Source organism: Ochrobactrum sp. 19YEA23, assembly GCF_029909865.1.
GTDB lineage: Bacteria > Pseudomonadota > Alphaproteobacteria > Rhizobiales > Rhizobiaceae > Brucella > Brucella gambitense.
In genome coordinates, this window is the sequence record NZ_JASAMQ010000001.1 from 58,689 (window position 1) to 74,870 (window position 16,182).

Consider the following 16,182-nt stretch of genomic DNA (forward strand, 5'->3'; position numbering starts at 1 on the left):
ATGTCCACGATCCATTTTGATAAAATCGCGCTGATCGGTATCGGCCTCATCGGTTCGTCGCTCGCGCGCGTCATCCGTCGCGAAGGCCTTGCAAACCACATCGCAATCGCAACCCGCAGCGCCGAGACCCTGAAGCGCGCCGAGGAACTGAACCTCGGCGACAGCTACACGACCGACAGCGCCGAAGCGGTCAAGGATGCAGATCTGGTTATCGTCTCGGTGCCAGTCGGCTCTTCCGGCACCGTCGCAAAGCAGATTGCCGCAAGCCTGAAGCCGGGCGCCATCGTCACCGATGTTGGCTCCACCAAGGCTTCCGTCATCGCGCAGATGCAGCCGGAACTGCCCGCCAATGTGCATTTCATTCCGGGCCACCCGCTGGCAGGAACGGAATATTCCGGCCCGGATGCAGGCTTTGCCGAGCTGTTCAATAATCGCTGGTGCATCCTCACGCCTCTTCCAGACACGGATGAAGCGGCTCTGGAAAAGCTCACCGCCTTCTGGACGGCCTGCGGTTCACGGCTCGATCACATGGACCCGCAGCACCACGATCTGGTGCTGGCCATCGTCTCGCATCTGCCGCATATCATTGCCTACAACATCGTCGGCACGGCCAGCGATCTGGAACAGGTGACGAAATCGGAAGTGATCAAATATTCCGCATCCGGTTTCCGCGATTTCACGCGTCTGGCGGCATCCGACCCGACCATGTGGCGTGACGTCTGCCTGCACAACAAGGACGCCATCCTTGAAATGCTGGGGCGGTTCTCGGAAGATCTTGCCTCCTTGCAGCGCTCGATCCGCTGGGGCGATGGAGAGGCATTGTTCGACCTCTTCACCCGCACCCGTGCGGTACGCCGCGGCATTATCGATGCGGGTCAGGAAGTGGATGCGCCGGACTTTGGCCGTCAGGCTGCAACGCGCACAAACGAAAAGAAGTAAAGCAACAGATAGGGCAGCCATTTTTTAACGCGCGTCTTATCCGAAAACCGTTTCACACTTTTCGGGATGCGCTCCAACATACTGCCCTACTCCCTTACTCCCCTATTCCCTACAGCGCCGGCAACCGCCCAAGCGGGATGAACCCGGCATTAGCCCTGCCCTTGCGAACGGCAATTTCCAGCGTGGGATTGCCGTTTTCGTCTTTCGGCATGGCTGAAAGCGCAAACAGGATAGTGGCGATATTGCCGCCCTGTTCCGGGAAAACCGTCTGGCCTGCCTGTGCCAGCGACTGGGCATTGACCAGCGTCAGCTTCACGTCTGCATTGATCAGCCCGTCATCATCGACGGAGAACGGGCCGGTCAGCGATACCATGGCCCCATTGGGCATGGAGAGAAATGCCTGATGGATCGTGCCGCTATGGCCGCGCAGGCGCTGACTGAAATCGGAAGAGCCCGACGCCAAAAGCGTGGCGGCATCAGCGATCTCGATATCGGCAACGCCATCGATCTCGGGGCTCTTGGCATTGCCAATCACGGGTGCTGCGAGCTTCAGCCCTGCAAAACGGCCTGCCAGTTTCAGCGCGCCATCGACGGCGCTCATGCTGAAATCCATCTGTTCCAGACTGCTCAGCGGTTCTGTCGTTGTGGTTTCTGTGCGGCGGCCAACCACGACGTCGCGGGCTTCAAGCGCAATCTCGGTCGGGAACGGGCGGGCAAGGCGCGTGTTGGAGTTAAACTTGCTCCAGTTGACTTCAAGCGGTTGCAGGCCGGGGAATTCGATGAAGGCAGGTCCGGTCAGATCGTTGCTGAGCGATCGCGGCGCATAGACAGGTGAGCCGGAGGTGAAACGTCCAGCGCGGAATGCCATTCCGGCGCTCGGCTTCTGCCAGGAAATGCTGTCGCAGACGACATTGACGCGGAGTGGATAGCCGCTGGTGCGCAGATCCTCGCAGCGCACGCCGATGCCCTGGGCCGAAAGCTTGGCCATGTCCGCCGTCGCGCGGGTTTCCAGGCGGTCGGCCACATAGAACCACCCGGCTGTATAGCCTGCGACGAGAACGATCAGGAAAATTCCAAGCGCAATCGGTCGCTTTCTGGACTTCCGTTGTCCTGTTCCAGCTTCCGTCCCGGGATGCATCATCGAAAAACCTTATGTCGGTCAGAGAGTTGAGCCTGAGAAGCGGCAAAGCCGCCAGCGACGCATCTTTCGATACACTGTTTTGCTCAACCTCACTGGTGGCCATATTATGGCAGGATTGAGTCTTGTGAAGTGGAGCTTCAGAAAAAACGAGGGATATCCATCAATTACCCATGGAAATCGATCACGAGACGGCAAATATTATACCATCATGACAAAGAATATTGATGAGAAGCGATGAGTGATTTTTGGGTTTTCGGCTACGGCTCGCTGATGTGGCGTCCCGGTTTCGCGCATGTGGAAACCGTTCGCGCCCGTCTGCACGGCTATCGTCGCAGCCTGTGCATCTATTCGCATTTTCATCGCGGCTCACCCGACCATCCCGGACTGGTGCTTGGCCTCGATGCGGGCGGCTCTTGCCTTGGCATGGCCTTTCGCGTTCCGGGCGAGATGACCGACGAGGTCATGGTCTATCTGCGCGAACGTGAATTATCGAACAATGTCTATCACGAAAAGAAACTGCGGTTGCGCCTTCACGACGGACGCGATGTTCAGGGGCTGGTCTATGTTGCCGACCGCCGCCATGTGCAATATGCAGGCGCGCTCAGAGCCGAGGATGCGGCGGCGATTGTCGCCTCCGCACATGGCGAGTCCGGCGCAAATATCGACTATGTAGCCAATACGCTGAAGCATCTGCGCGACATGCGCGTGCGCGATCATGCGCTGGAGCATGTCGGCAGTCTGATTGCCTCGAAATCACACCAACCGCGTGATTTCGACTGACAGGACGCGTCAAAGGATACTGATCATCCCCTGATCGCGAGAATGGATTTCGCCAGTCCGGCAATATTTTCAAACTCGATCCGCGCATCCGGGAAGAGCCTTCGCACCTGGCCTGTGGTCAGAAGGCGGATCGATTCCACATGAAAGCGGGCCTCGTCGGCGCTCTTCAGCCGCTCGAAAAAGCCGAGCCGCATCTTGGTCATCAGCCAGATGCGCACGGGCACCGGCAGCCACTGAAATCCGATAAAGCGGAAATGCGGCTCGTAAGGAAACCAGTAATTCGGCGTCTGCATGTAATAGCGCTTGCCCAGCCTGCGGGTGTTCTCAGCAAACCGTGTGATGGCCGCCCAGTCGCCGACATGTTCAATGACCGAGTTGGAATGAACGACATCGAACGTCCGCCCGGCAAACAGCGCCGGATCGGTCGCGTCGCCGACCAGAAACGTGAACGTTTCCGTGTCTTTCTCTTCCTGCTCTTCAGGATTGATCAGCGTGAAATGCAAACGGTCGCGATTGGCCTCGATAAAGGCCTCGCCGATCAGCCAATATTTTTCCGATCCGCCGAGATCAAGTATCTCTACCTTCTCGCCTTCCGGCTTTTCGGCAAGCGCGGCTTCGATCAACTTCTGAATATGGGCAAACCGTTTGGCGCGGAAAGAAAACTCGATGCTTTTGCGGTCCTTATAGGGATCGCGACCATTTTCTGAAATATTCATTGCCGTTTTATCCGTTCAGCCATACACGAGCTAGCGCTGTTAAGTTCACTTGGCATTTATTACAGAGCATAGCAACACTGCACAGAATGTTAGTATGATCTAATTTTTTGTTCGCATATCATCACAGCTATACTGACTACACGGCGATCTGTGAATAAATAGGACCGTAACGGGATTGAAGGGCGCTTTCGCACGGCATTTCGATGACGAAAGTTGAGCCGACACTCTATCGGGCACTTGTCCTTAATCGCAGCAATCGCTACATCTCGGCCAATCGTCAAGGAGACAGACACTCATGATTGCATTGTTCCGCACCATTGATCTGGCGCTCGACATCTACACGTGGATCATCATCGCCAGCGCCATCTATTCGTGGCTCTATGCGTTCAATGTCGTCAATTCCAGCAATCGCTTCGTGGCCTCTGTCGGAGAGTTTCTCTACAAGGTGACCGAGCCGGTTCTGCGCCCGATCCGCAATCTCTTGCCTAATCTCGGCGGGATCGACATTTCGCCGATCATCCTGCTCCTGATCATCTTCTTCATCCGCCAGTTCATGTGGACGACGCTGCTGCCGCTCTTCCTCTGATCGGCAAACCAAAGCTTAAAAACAAAAGCGCCCAATGATCCCCGAAGGATCATTGGGCGCTTTTGTTTTAAACCATAATGCAAACCGGCGATTGCTCGCCCGGATTATTTGCCCTTGGCGCGTTCGATCGCTTCGACGATGAACTTGCGAGCATAGTCTTCATCGCCCCAATCGCCGATCTTGACCCACTTGCCGGGTTCCAGATCCTTGTAGTGCTCGAAGAAATGCGCAATCTGCTTCAGCGTGATTTCCGGCATATCCGTGTAATCATGGATCTTCTCGTAACGGCGCGTCAGGTGCGGCGACGGAACGGCGATGATCTTTTCGTCCTTACCGGAATTGTCTTCCATGACCAGAACGCCGATCGGGCGGACATTGATCACAGAACCTGGCACCAGCGGACGGGTGTTGCAGACGAGAACGTCAATCGGATCGCCGTCTTCCGAGAGCGTATGCGGTACGAAACCGTAATTGCCCGGATAGGTCATCGGCGTGTAGAGAAAACGGTCAACGATCAGAGCCCCGGACTTCTTGTCCATCTCGTACTTGATCGGCTGGCCGCCGACCGGAACTTCGATGATGACGTTGACGTCTTCGGGAGGATTGGTTCCGATGGAAATGGCATCAATATTCATGATGGGTCCTTTCGTGTCGCGCTCTGATAACGGGTTTCATGTTTCCGTGCAAGAAAAACGAAACTCCAACAAAACGCGACTAATTGTCGTTTAACTTAAGTTGAACATGAAGGCCTCGGACGTTTAACCGCGAGGGGAAACGCCCAGCTCCTTCAAGCGTTCAACAGCTGTCGGTGGCATCGGGGGTGGGTTGGGGTCGCGGCTTGCCGCAACCAGAAGCTCGTCGCAGGCCGTCTCCGTTGTTTCGATCAGGCGGCGCAGAAACTCTTCCTTTTCAAGCCCCGGCGGAATGGGGGGCAGAACACGGCAGCGAACGGTGCCCGGAAAACGCAGGAACTTGCGGCGAGGCCAGTAGAGCCCGGCATTATGCGCAATTGGCAAGACCGGCAGATCGAGCGCATCGTAAAGATGCACGATGCCGTATTTATATTGCGGCGGCGCACCCGGCGACCGGCGCGTGCCTTCGGGATAAATGAGGATCTGACGTCCTTCGGCGATGGCCTTCTCCGCGCCCTTGGTGATCGAATGCAGCGCCTTGACGCGCGATCCGCGATCCACCGGGATCATCTCCATTTTGGCGATGTACCAGCCAAACAGCGGAATGCGCATCAATTCGCGCTTCAGGATCAGAACCGGATCGTCCAGATAAGGCAGAAAGGCATAGGTATCCCAGGCCGACTGGTGCTTGGGCGCGCAGATATAAGCCCCCTCCGGAATATTCTCGAGCCCTTCGATGACGTAATCCGTACCGACAATGACCTTCTGGAGCCACAGATTGACCCGTGCCCAGAGCTTCGGCACGATCCAAGCCTTCTTGCGCGGCAACAGGAAATAGAACGGCGTATAAAGGATCATCTGCACCAGTGTGCAGATGTAAAACGCGGCATTGAAGAGGATTGAGCGCAGGTATAGAAGCATCGTGTCGGCGAGTATCCCGGCTAGAGCACATCCCGAAAAGCGTGAACCGGCTTTCGGACGTGATGCGCTCAAAACAAACAGTCAGACCATAATCCCGAAAAACTGTCAGGCCTTCGTTTTCCGAAATCTCGGGCACTCGTATATCAGGAACTGCCCCATTTTCCATACAGAAAACGGTGACTGGGCATCGGGATTTTCCAGATTGTTACCGATTGATCTTCTGACCGGCCACACCGTCAAGAATATCGAAGCCGAAGACCTCCGACGCGCCAACGCGGACGACCGCGCCCAGATATTTGACATATTCCACGAAGAGCACGCGCAATGTGTCGCCCTCGGCCACCCAGCTTTGCTCGCGACCATCGCCGTTAACCACCGGATAGGGCACGAATTCCACGTCCTTCATCCGATAGGACATTTCCAGAATGCTGCGCGGCATATGATAATTGTTCGTGACGACGATCACGCGGCGATAATCGTTGTTGCGAATCCAGTGCTCGCTTTCCTCGGCATTGCCGACGGTGTTGCGCGCCGAACGGTCGAGATCCACACAGCAATCGAACAGACCCGGATCGGCATGCGTCGCACGCTGGATGGATTTTTCATTCGTGGAAGGGTGCACACCGCTGATCAGCAACCGCTTGCCGCGCTTTTCCTGCAACAGATCAACCGCCGCCTGAATGCGGGACTGCCCGCCGGTCAGAACCACGATGCCATCGGCAGGTTCATCGATCACAGGCGGCGTCATGCTTGTCACCTTTTCGCCAAAGGCGACAAAGCCGACGAGAAAAGCCAGAAGCAGCGTAAAAAGCACGATGGAGATGGGTTGGAAACGTCTGAGCATACGCATCATGACAGACCACAGGAATCTGGCTGGCGCAAGCAGCAAGGATGAAGGGGCAACAACAGGGGGACTGCGCCGCCAGACCACGGCGCCCGCATGCTTCTCATCCGCTGTTCGTTTCTCTGCCGCCGCATCGTTACTCGCCCGGTATCCGCCGCCCAATGCGCGCGCGATTCGTCCGTCGTTCCTTTGGCTATCATACGCAGCATTGCGGCGATAACTCGGAAAGCTACCAGGAATTCGCGTGCGACGGTGCGTATTTGGCCAAAAGATTGTCATTCGGAGCGTACTCCCGGACCATCCATGGTTGCGAGTTGCCGGATAACCGTCAGGCGGCTGGTCAGCATGGTCAGGACACTGACCAGAATGATGATGGCTGCGGCACCGAGATAGCCGCTGCGACCGATGGCGAAACTGCCGAACATGGCCGCAGCCTGATCGCCTTCGGGCGTCGCCATATGGCGCGAAGCCCACCAGGAAAAGATCAGGAAGACCAGCATGGCTGCGGCGCCGCCGAACAAGGCGCCCTTCAGCGCCGTGCGGAAGAAATGCCATTCGAATTCGCGCGCCACGAATTTCGATTCCGCACCGATGAAATGCAGAACCTCGATAATATGGCTGTTGCCAGACATCGCCCCGCGTGTGGCGAAAATGACGGTGAGAACGGTTGCCGCAATCACCAGCGACAGAACCGCCGTACCGACCAGAACCGTCGTATGCGCCATCGAAACCAGCCGATCCACCCAGGTCCGGTGATCGTCGAAACTTGCTGCCGGAATAGCGCGGGTCAGTTCCGTGCGCATGGTGCCGAAATCGGGCGGCGCACTTTCATCGATGGTGACCACGACAAGGCGCGGCACGGGCAGTTCATCGATATTGAGGCCAGTGCCCAGCCATGGCTCCAGCAGGCGCGCAGTGGCGTCCTTGTCGATAATGTTCGTCGCTTTGACGCCTGCAAAGCCGCGCGCGATATCGCTCGCCTGCTGCAAGGCCTTTTCAATATCCTGCCCTTCAACCGGGCGGATCTGGATGGTCGCCTCCCGCGCGATCTGGCTCTGCCAGGCGGCAGCCGATGCGCGAACCAGCGACACGCCGCCCATGGTCAGGCAGGCGAGAAACGTCATGATTGCGATAACGGTCACCAGAGCGGTGCCGGTAACACTTCCATCGGGCACAATCGGGCTTGGTCCTTTGCGCTGCCGACGCTTGCCGACGCGGACCAGAACCATATCCTTCAGGTCTTCGAAACGAACCTTCAGATCATCCTGAATTTTCTGCCAGCCGCTTGGACGGCCACTCCGGGTGTTACTCATAGATATCGAGCCGCCCGTGTTCGAGGATCATGCGCCGCGCATTAACCTGATCCATCAGGGAAAGATCATGCGTGGCGATGATGACAGCGGTGCCTGAGCGGTTAAGCTCTGTAAAAAGGCGCAGCAAGCGCTTGGCAAGCGGCGGATCAACATTGCCGGTCGGCTCATCAGCCAGCAGCAATTCCGGCTGATCGATAAGCGCACGCGCAATGGCGGCACGCTGCTTCTCACCGCCAGATAGAACCGGCGGCAAAACGCCCATCCGGTCGCCGAGGCCAACCCAATGCAGCAGTTCTTCCACCTCATGCCGGTAGGTGGCTTCTTCCTTGCCGCGCACCCGCAACGGAAGCGCCACATTCTCGTAAGTGGTCATATGGTCGAGCAGGCGGAAATCCTGAAACACGATGCCGATCCGGCGGCGCAGCAGGGGCACTTCCTTGTGATCGAGACGCGCCACATCCTTACCGAACACGTTGATCAGCCCGCGTGTCGGCTTCAGCGCCATGAAAAGAAGACGCATGAGCGACGTCTTGCCAGCGCCCGAAGGGCCCGTCAAAAACTGGAATGAACGCGGCGGTATGTGGAAACTGACATCCTTCAGGATTTCAGGTCCCATTCCATATCTCAGGCCGACATTCTCGAAACGTATCACCGGTCAGCTTCTCTTTGGTTCTTCGCGCGCGCGAAGCTTTCGCACACGCATCAATATCGGTTTGACCTTTACCCTCTATGGTTAATCTTGCGTTAAATCCGACCCGTTTCGGCCGTTAAAAATTTCGCGAGCGAAGCATTAACCATTTTGCGGCAGCCTAGGCAGCTGGAATGACCGAGAAAACGCAGAGGAAGATGACTTCATGATGGCGAAGCAATCATCAGCCAGAGGCAGTGCGTGCGGGCAGCCGCATGCAGCAAAGCCTGCTGGCTGGCGTCTGTCGTCTGCCGCTGAAGTCGAGGACGCTGAATTCGAAACCGTGCTGCCGGAGCGACAAACGCCCATAACGCCGCGCGCGTTGCCGGGTTTCAGCCTTTTCCGCAAACCGGATCAACCAGTGATTGCTACTGAGACCGCCAGCAGCCCCGGACCCGCCTACTGGGTTCTGGTGGCTTTCTGCGCAACCACCGCTTTCTGGATGGCGGGCGGATATACGATCATGACCAGCAGGCCATCGGATATCGCAGCCACCGCGTCGCCGTCATTGCCGCTGGTTTCTGCGCTGAAAGTGACGGACATCACCACCAATATTGCTGAGCGCGCCGAAGGCAATGTGCTGAATGTCGGCGCCAGCATCAGAAACGAAGGTCATGAGACCCGGCTGCCACCAGCGCTGATCGTCAGCATCACTTATAGTGACGGGCAAAAGCGCGAACGCCTGTTGGAACCCGTGCGTACCAGCATCGGGCCCGGCAGCAACATCCGTTTCGAAACGATGCTGCCTGCCCTGCGCGGAACGATTGAGAAAGTCGATATACGGATGGCGAGCCCGGCCTGATTTTCGGGCACAGGCCCCCAGTATTCCGAAACCGCGACCTTACTGCCAGCAGCCGAGATTGCGTCCCTTGAGATTGTGGGAATCGATATCGACGACAAGCTTCGGATCCTGACGCAGCAAAACCATCGTCGTGCGTTGCTTAAGATCGATCTTCTGCCATCCAGCGCATTCCGTCGGCATAGGCGTGGTGTCGATCTTGACCTTTTCCGTCCATGCGGTTGCGGTGCAGCCCGACAGAACGGAAATCAGCGACACTGCCACAGCGCCACCCAATAGGGCTTTCGATCCTCTGGTCTTCGGATGCGTGTTCAAACCGCAAACTCCCTGTCATGCTCTGCGACAGCCTTTGAAAGTGGCTGTTCTTCGGTTGCGGGCCTGCCCCGTGCCTACTCTTCGCTTATAACGCGCATGCTGCGCCCTTCGCAATGACCCCGGGACAGAAGACCATGGCCATGGCTCCATTGCAAATGAGGCGTCGACGAGACGAGCGATAGTGATCCAATCAATACGAAAACACGACACTGCACTACAAAACTGCGCTTTACTCCAATTAAATGGGCAAATGAATTATTTCAATAAATTCAACATCTTATGGGAATAATTTGTAAACAACATAATATAATTGGGATAAATTTGCGCCTTTACTGTTAAAACAGTTCTAACAAGCAAAGCATAACAATCAATCTTTGCTTTCAACAATATTGCCGGAAGAATATGACAGGGATATAGTTTTTGTTATCTGATTCGCTTTCGGCCAGTTTCACTACACCAACCTTGGGGATTTCCATGTTGAATAAACTATCGGCTGAGTTTTTCGGAACTTTCTGGCTGGTTTTCGGCGGCTGCGGCAGCGCGGTGCTCGCTGCAGCTTTTCCTGAACTTGGCATCGGCTTCCTTGGCGTCGCCTTTGCTTTCGGTCTCACCGTCCTGACCATGGCTTTTGCTGTGGGCGGCATTTCCGGCGGCCATTTCAATCCGGCTGTATCACTCGGCCTCGTGATTGGCGGCAGACTTCCGGCAAAGGATCTCATCCCTTACTGGATCGCACAGGTTCTGGGCGCCATCGTTGCGGCGGCTGTGCTCTATCTGATCGCTTCGGGGAAAAGCGGTTTCACGGCTGGCGGCTTTGCTTCCAACGGTTATGGCGAATTGTCGCCCGGCGGCTATAGCCTGACATCGGCCCTGCTGATCGAAGTCGTCCTGACGGCGTTCTTCATCATCATCATTCTGGGTTCGACGTCGTCGATTGCTCCAGCAGGTTTTGCGCCGATCGCCATTGGTCTTGGCCTGACCCTCATCCACCTGATCTCGATCCCGGTGACCAATACATCGGTGAACCCGGCTCGCTCCACCGGCGTTGCGCTCTTCGCTGAAACGGCGGCGCTCAGCCAGCTCTGGCTGTTCTGGGTTGCACCTCTGGTCGGCGCTGCCCTCGGCGCGATCATCTGGAAAGGCCTGCTTGGCAGAGATTGATCCGCCCTCCCGGATCGACTAGGCCGGCGTCAGTCGGCCTTTTTTTATTGGAGACTTTTCGTCCCTAGTGGATTGAATTTGACGTTTGAATCCCGACTGACATAAATGCTGTTTCAAACGTCAAATTCGAAAAATCCACTAGATACTTATACTTGCTAGTGGTCATTTTAATTCCAACATTTGCTCAGCGCTTGAATCGAAGGATGCAAATGTTGGAATCAGACCACTGGAAACAGGGGCGAAACATTTACCACCAAAAAGTGATTCCGATCATGGGAAGGATGCTGTAAGTAACGAGCATCTTTCCTCTCGATGTCTTGAGCAATGTCCCCCTCAACTGATGCCTCTCCTGCGGATCGTTACGCAGCATTCCGCCACTCATCTTTCAAAAAATACTGGGGTGCGCGCTTTCTGAGCGCCTTCGCGGTGCAGATCGTCAGCGTTTCTGTCGGCTGGCAGATTTATGACCAGACCCGCGACGCCTTCAATCTGGGCATGGTCGGGCTGATGCAGTTTCTGCCTGCTTTGCTGCTTGTTCTCGTGACCGGCGCCGCGGCTGACCGTTTTGGCAGACGCCTGATCATGGGGCTGTCGCTGGTGCTGGAAGCGGTCGTCACAGGTCTGTTGCTCTCACTGACGCTTACGGGCCTGTTCGAGCCTGCGACAGTGTTTGCCTGCCTGCTTCTCTTCGGCATTGCCCGCGCTTTCCTCGGACCGTCCTCGGCATCGCTGGTGGTGAACCTTGTTCCGACCGAGGATTTCGCCAATGCGGTGTCGTGGAATTCGTCTGCCTGGCAGGTCGCAACCATCGTCGGCCCGGTCGCAGGCGGCTTGCTCTATGGCATCTCACCGGTTGCCGCTTATTGTGTTGCCACGATCTTCCTCATCGCCGCATCACTTCTAACCTTCTCTATTCCGAAACCGAGACAGCACACGCTGGCGGAACAGCGGTCCCTGTCGAGCATGCTCGCCGGTTTCCGTTATATCTGGAAGGAAAAGATCGTTCTCGGCGCGATCTCGCTCGATCTTTTCGCAGTATTGCTCGGCGGCACAGTCGCGCTGTTGCCCATCTATGCGCGCGATATTCTCGATCTCGGTCCGTGGGGCCTTGGCCTTCTGCGTTCGGCTCCCGGCATCGGCGCTGTACTCACCGCGATCTGGCTGGCCGGTCATCCGATCCGGGACCATGCGGGCCGTGTGATGTTTGTCTTTGTCGCATTTTTCGGCCTGTTCAACATCATTTTCGGCGTTTCAACGCTGACCTGGCTTTCGGTCGTCGCACTGGCGCTGGCCGGTGCTGCCGATATGATCAGCGTCTACATTCGTGAAACGCTGATGCAGCTCTGGACTCCGGATCATGTTCGCGGACGCGTCAATGCCGTGAATATGGTTTTCGTCGGCGCATCGAATGAACTGGGCGAATTCCGAGCAGGCCTGATGGCGGCGGCGCTCGGCGCGGTTCCGGCTGTGGTGATCGGCGGCGTCGGCTCCATCGCGGTCGCGGTGATCTGGGCGGCGATGTTCCCGCAATTGCGCAAGACCCGTCATCTGCAAGGGCGGACCTGATGATCAGAAAGGCGAGCTACGGCTCGCCTTTTCTATTTGTACGCGCGCCTGAAGTGCATTGCGGTCATCCTCGCGAATGCCAATAAGCTCTGCGATACGCCAGGTGACGTCCGCTTCCACTTCGCTGACATCACCATCGGCATAGACCATTTCCCACATCAGTCCCACGAAATCGAGCCGCGCATTATAGTCGAGCTGGCGCTTGAGAACGGATGTGAAGCTTGAAAAATCAATGGCTTCGCTGTCGGCCTCTTCGGCGGCCTTGATCAGCTTCTTCAGCGCATCGCCTTTGAGGTTATATTTCAGCGACAGCATCGCTGCGAGTTTCTTGCGCTCGCTCTCACGCGTCTCGCCATCGACATCCATGATGTGGAACAGCAGAGCAGCTGCGGCAAGCTTGGGATCGTCATTGGAAATATCGCCCTTGCGGTCACGAAAACCGTTGCCGGGCAGTTCCTTCAAAAATTCCAACAGACGATCGAACATTCACCCTCGCCAGACATATCAATGCAGACGCTCCCTCACGGGGAAACGCCGCCCTTCATATCTGCGAACCTAACCGGGGAAACACGGCAGGCAACGCGACAAACCGTCATGAAAGACGGTTCGCAGCAGATGACGTCGCCAGCGTTGTTTTTAAGCAACGCTTTGTTCAAGCGGAAGCGGCTTAGAAGAGCCGCAGCCCACCCTGCGCCTTGCGTGGTGTGCTGTTTTGATCCACACCCGGATCATCGACCACAAAATGACCGCGCTTGTCCTCGTTGCCGGCATCATCGAGGGGCGATGCATCAAGAGGCGGTTGCGGAATTTCATCGCGTTTCTGAGCGGGCGTGGGAGGGGAAGCTTTGACCGGTTCCGCATCGGGCACGACCACTTCGGCCTCCACCACGTCGATCTGCGGAGCGGCTTTTGCCGACGCTTCGCGAACAGGTGGCGTCACGACAACCGGCACGACCGCTTTATCATCCGGGACAGGCCCCTTTATCTCCGGCTCTTCCGCCTCAACAATCGGGGCAAGTTCGACCACCGGAACTTTCCACTCAAAACTGTTTAGCCTACCGGTAACAGGCGAAACCGGCGACCAGCGTTCCGAGACATAGCCGTCGGCAGTCCATGCCGGATCACGCGGCGCCTTGACCGCGCGGGCAAGCCACTGACGAACCTTGCCCTGATCTCCGGTCTCGGCTTCCTCGATATCCGCCAACAGCAGATAGACGCTTTCCGTCGGACGTGCTCTCAGCACCTGATCGGCACTGTCGCGTGCCGCCTTGAAATCTCCGGCTTCATAAGCCGCACGCGCCAGCACAAGGCTGCCTTCTGCCGTGTTGGAACGCAGCGACACCAGATGCCGCGCGCGTTTCAAACGATCCTGCGCCGTATCGCCAGCGCGGGCATAGACATAAGCGGAAGCGATATCCGGATGCGGGAAACGCTTCCATGCCGCTTCCAGAATCTTGGAACCCTTGCGCACTTCGCCATCGCTAAACAGCGCCTGTGCGGCCACCACGGCGGCAGGCACCAGATCCGGCGCGAGCTTGTTTGCCTCCAGTGCCATGGTTCGTGCATGGGCATGGTCCACATTCAGCGTTGCCATGGCCTTGGCCGTCAGCAACGCTGCGCGTTCCCTCTTTACGGTGTCCTTGCTGTGCGCCAGCGCCTGCTTGCGGGCCTCGACCAGCTTCAGCGCCCCGTCCCAATCACCATCAGCGCAGAACTGGCCCATAACTGCAGATGACGCCCATTCCAGTTGTGGTGCCTGTTTGGCAGCTTCCGAAGCATAATGGCGTGCCGCCTCAATCGCGCCGACGCGCTGGGCCTCGATGTAAAGCCCACGCAGACCCAGAAGCTTGGTTTCCGGGTCTTCCAGCATGGCTTCGAACCCCTTGCGGGCATCGTCCGTGCGGCCTTCGAGCATCGCCGTCTGCGCTTCCAGAAGCTTGATGAGCGGCTCCTGATCCGAATTCAGCAACTTGCCAGCCTGCTTGGTCATGCGGCGCGCAGCCTCAGCATCGCCCGCACCGGCAGCAATCAGGCCAGTCGAAAGCGACTGATATCCACGGTCGCGCTTGCGTGCGCGAAAATGGCGGCGCAGCGTGTAGGGCGACTGGATAATGCTCTTCACCAGCCACCACAGAAGCAGGATCGCCGCCACGATAGCCACGATACCGGCGACCGCCGTAATCAGCGGCACGTTATAGTGGTTTCCCGCGAAAACGACATCCAGCTCACCCGGACGATCGGCCAGCCAGGCAAAGCCGAAACCAAGGGCCACAATGATCAGCAGATAGAATAAAACACGCAGCATCGGCCAGCCCCCCCTTAATTACCCGCAGGCGCCGCAGCACCCGCGTCAGTCGGTGCCTTTGGCTTGAGGCTGTCCGCGACCAGACGCTGGATCAGCGCATCGGCATCGCGGCGCACTTTCATCTGGTTCGCAAACTCTCCCGAAACGGCTTTGGCATCGGCAGGGAGCTTCTCCCATTCGCCGATGGCGCGTTCCAGATCGCCTGCATGAAGTGCTGCTTCCATGCGCGCAGTCGCCGGACCGACGCCTTCGCCTTCCACATTGCCCGCGACAGGGCGAACACTTACCAGCCCCTTGGCGCTGGCAACCAGCTGATCCCAAACACCCGCATCGGCGGGCAACTTGTTTTCGGTCGCGACAATGCGATTGGCGACCGGGCCGAACCATGCATTGAGGTCAGCAACCGTCGGCACGCCCGTATCGGCAAAGGCCTTGAGACCCTCGACCGAACTATCCTGCGGCGCAAGTGAAGCATAAGTATCGAGTTCGACCTTGAACGAACCGCCACGATCAATGGCCGTCTTCAGCGCATTGGCTGCGATCAGCGCTGTCGCATCCGGCTGGCGGGCGGCTTCGCCGACCTTTGCCTGCAAAGAGGTCAGTTTCGATTCGAGCGATGAGATAGTCCCGCTATTGCCCGAAACACCGGCAGCGGCCTGATCAGCCTGATTCTGGGCTGCCGAAAGCTTAGATTCCAGTGCGTCGAGACGCCCGGTCAGCGCTTCGATATCACCTGCAGCGGCACCTCCAGTCGCCTGCGGCAGTGTTTCAACCTGCTGCTGCAATTGCGTAAGGGTGCCCGCGACTGCTTCCGCCTTGATCTCTGCGGCCTGAACATTCTTCTGCAAATCGGCAAATTGCGTGCGGCTTGCGGCATCGAGCGGCGCAGGCGTTGGATTGGTGCGCAAATCGGCGATCTGCTGCTCCATCTGCGCCAGTTGCTCGGCAGTCACGCGCGCGCCGGGCGACGGAATGACATTACCCCATTGCAAGGCAAACATGCCGCCAAGCGCGATAACACCACCGGCGATACCCGCCAGAAGATGCGACGCACCCGAACTGGATTTCGGGCTGGAACCCTGATTGGCATTGCCGACAGGCGGCACAGTGTACGATGAGCCGGAGGTCGCGCGCGGCTTTTCCGCTTCCGGCTTGACGCCCGCGGTAAAAGGTGGACTGGCGGGATTTGAGGTGCTTGCAGCCGGTTTCGGCTGTGGCTTTGGCTCAGATTTCGTTTCGGCGGCTTTCGCCTCTGCGGGCTTGGCGGCTGATGCTTGAGCAAAGTTGCCGACCGGTTCGGCGGGCGGTGTCGCCCTGGCTCCCGTTTGTTCATCGACACGCTTTACATCAGACGGATCGAGATTGATCGTCACAGGATTGCGGGCCGGTTTGGAATGTCGCGGGGTGCCGGATTTCGCCATGGGTCCTCTCGTAATCGTCGATTGCCTGCCGGTGACTCTATGTGACTCTAACAGA

General features: G+C 57.4%; 17 protein-coding genes. 6 read left to right on the forward strand and 11 right to left on the reverse strand.

Annotated elements, in window-relative coordinates; genetic code table 11:
• On the forward strand, positions 1-939 hold the full coding sequence (locus QBD01_RS00280; RefSeq protein ID WP_151590484.1) for a prephenate/arogenate dehydrogenase family protein: 939 nt from the start codon (positions 1-3) through the stop codon (positions 937-939).
• A 109-nt stretch (positions 940-1,048) separates the two neighbouring features.
• Here QBD01_RS00280 and QBD01_RS00285 read toward each other — a convergent pair whose 3' ends face one another.
• The gene (locus QBD01_RS00285) at positions 1,049-2,077 is read right to left on the reverse strand and encodes a DUF2125 domain-containing protein (protein ID WP_280992070.1); all 1,029 of its coding nucleotides are present in this window, start codon (positions 2,075-2,077) and stop codon (positions 1,049-1,051) included.
• A gap of 237 nt (positions 2,078-2,314) precedes the next feature.
• On the opposite strand from QBD01_RS00285, the gene QBD01_RS00290 reads away from it, so the two are divergent.
• Complete coding sequence (locus QBD01_RS00290; RefSeq protein WP_280991164.1) at positions 2,315-2,860, forward strand: gamma-glutamylcyclotransferase; 546 nt, start codon at positions 2,315-2,317, stop codon at positions 2,858-2,860.
• A gap of 23 nt (positions 2,861-2,883) precedes the next feature.
• Here QBD01_RS00290 and QBD01_RS00295 read toward each other — a convergent pair whose 3' ends face one another.
• Entirely contained in the window at positions 2,884-3,576 is a 693-nt protein-coding gene (locus tag QBD01_RS00295; protein ID WP_280991165.1) for a methyltransferase domain-containing protein, read from the reverse strand.
• A 295-nt stretch (positions 3,577-3,871) separates the two neighbouring features.
• Between QBD01_RS00295 and QBD01_RS00300 the strand changes: the two genes are divergently transcribed.
• Entirely contained in the window at positions 3,872-4,162 is a 291-nt protein-coding gene (locus tag QBD01_RS00300; RefSeq protein ID WP_078337518.1) for a YggT family protein, read from the forward strand.
• Positions 4,163-4,266: 104 nt separating this feature from the next.
• Here QBD01_RS00300 and ppa read toward each other — a convergent pair whose 3' ends face one another.
• From ppa to ftsE, 5 genes are all read right to left on the reverse strand, one after another.
• The gene (gene ppa, locus QBD01_RS00305; protein ID WP_078337519.1) at positions 4,267-4,797 is read right to left on the reverse strand and encodes an inorganic diphosphatase; all 531 of its coding nucleotides are present in this window, start codon (positions 4,795-4,797) and stop codon (positions 4,267-4,269) included.
• Positions 4,798-4,920: 123 nt separating this feature from the next.
• A complete protein-coding gene (locus QBD01_RS00310) occupies positions 4,921-5,715 on the reverse strand; it encodes a 1-acyl-sn-glycerol-3-phosphate acyltransferase (protein WP_280991166.1) in 795 nt (264 codons plus the stop codon).
• 205 nt (positions 5,716-5,920) lie between these two features.
• Positions 5,921-6,838, reverse strand: coding sequence for a YdcF family protein (locus QBD01_RS00315; RefSeq protein ID WP_280991167.1), 918 nt, complete (start codon positions 6,836-6,838; stop codon positions 5,921-5,923).
• Positions 6,835-7,872 carry an ABC transporter permease gene (locus tag QBD01_RS00320; protein WP_182518856.1) on the reverse strand — a complete coding sequence of 346 codons (1,038 nt, stop codon included), beginning with the start codon at positions 7,870-7,872 and terminating at the stop codon, positions 6,835-6,837. Before QBD01_RS00320 ends, QBD01_RS00315 begins: the two co-directional genes overlap by 4 nt.
• Complete coding sequence (gene ftsE / locus QBD01_RS00325; RefSeq protein WP_280991168.1) at positions 7,865-8,488, reverse strand: cell division ATP-binding protein FtsE; 624 nt, start codon at positions 8,486-8,488, stop codon at positions 7,865-7,867. The genes QBD01_RS00320 and ftsE overlap by 8 nt, the downstream gene beginning before the upstream one ends.
• A 238-nt stretch (positions 8,489-8,726) precedes the next feature.
• Between ftsE and QBD01_RS00330 the strand changes: the two genes are divergently transcribed.
• A complete protein-coding gene (locus QBD01_RS00330) occupies positions 8,727-9,362 on the forward strand; it encodes a hypothetical protein (RefSeq protein ID WP_280991169.1) in 636 nt (211 codons plus the stop codon).
• A gap of 39 nt (positions 9,363-9,401) precedes the next feature.
• On the opposite strand, the gene QBD01_RS00335 is transcribed toward QBD01_RS00330, so the two are convergent.
• Positions 9,402-9,635, reverse strand: a complete 234-nt coding sequence (locus QBD01_RS00335; protein ID WP_377514024.1) for a hypothetical protein — start codon at positions 9,633-9,635, stop codon at positions 9,402-9,404.
• Between the two features lie 513 nt (positions 9,636-10,148).
• Here QBD01_RS00335 and aqpZ point away from each other — a divergent pair.
• Both aqpZ and QBD01_RS00345 read left to right on the forward strand, forming a co-directional pair.
• Positions 10,149-10,835, forward strand: coding sequence for an aquaporin Z (gene aqpZ / locus QBD01_RS00340; RefSeq protein ID WP_182518860.1), 687 nt, complete (start codon positions 10,149-10,151; stop codon positions 10,833-10,835).
• Positions 10,836-11,159: 324 nt separating this feature from the next.
• Complete coding sequence (locus QBD01_RS00345; RefSeq protein ID WP_280991170.1) at positions 11,160-12,401, forward strand: MFS transporter; 1,242 nt, start codon at positions 11,160-11,162, stop codon at positions 12,399-12,401.
• Positions 12,402-12,404: 3 nt separating this feature from the next.
• Here the strand turns inward: QBD01_RS00345 and QBD01_RS00350 are convergent, their stop codons facing one another.
• From QBD01_RS00350 to QBD01_RS00360, 3 genes are all read right to left on the reverse strand, one after another.
• On the reverse strand, positions 12,405-12,887 hold the full coding sequence (locus QBD01_RS00350; protein WP_280991171.1) for a TerB family tellurite resistance protein: 483 nt from the start codon (positions 12,885-12,887) through the stop codon (positions 12,405-12,407).
• A gap of 181 nt (positions 12,888-13,068) precedes the next feature.
• Positions 13,069-14,706, reverse strand: coding sequence for a heme biosynthesis protein HemY (locus tag QBD01_RS00355; protein WP_280991172.1), 1,638 nt, complete (start codon positions 14,704-14,706; stop codon positions 13,069-13,071).
• A gap of 14 nt (positions 14,707-14,720) precedes the next feature.
• Positions 14,721-16,127, reverse strand: a complete 1,407-nt coding sequence (locus tag QBD01_RS00360) for a mitofilin family membrane protein (RefSeq protein ID WP_280991173.1) — start codon at positions 16,125-16,127, stop codon at positions 14,721-14,723.
• Positions 16,128-16,182 lie beyond the last annotated feature (55 nt).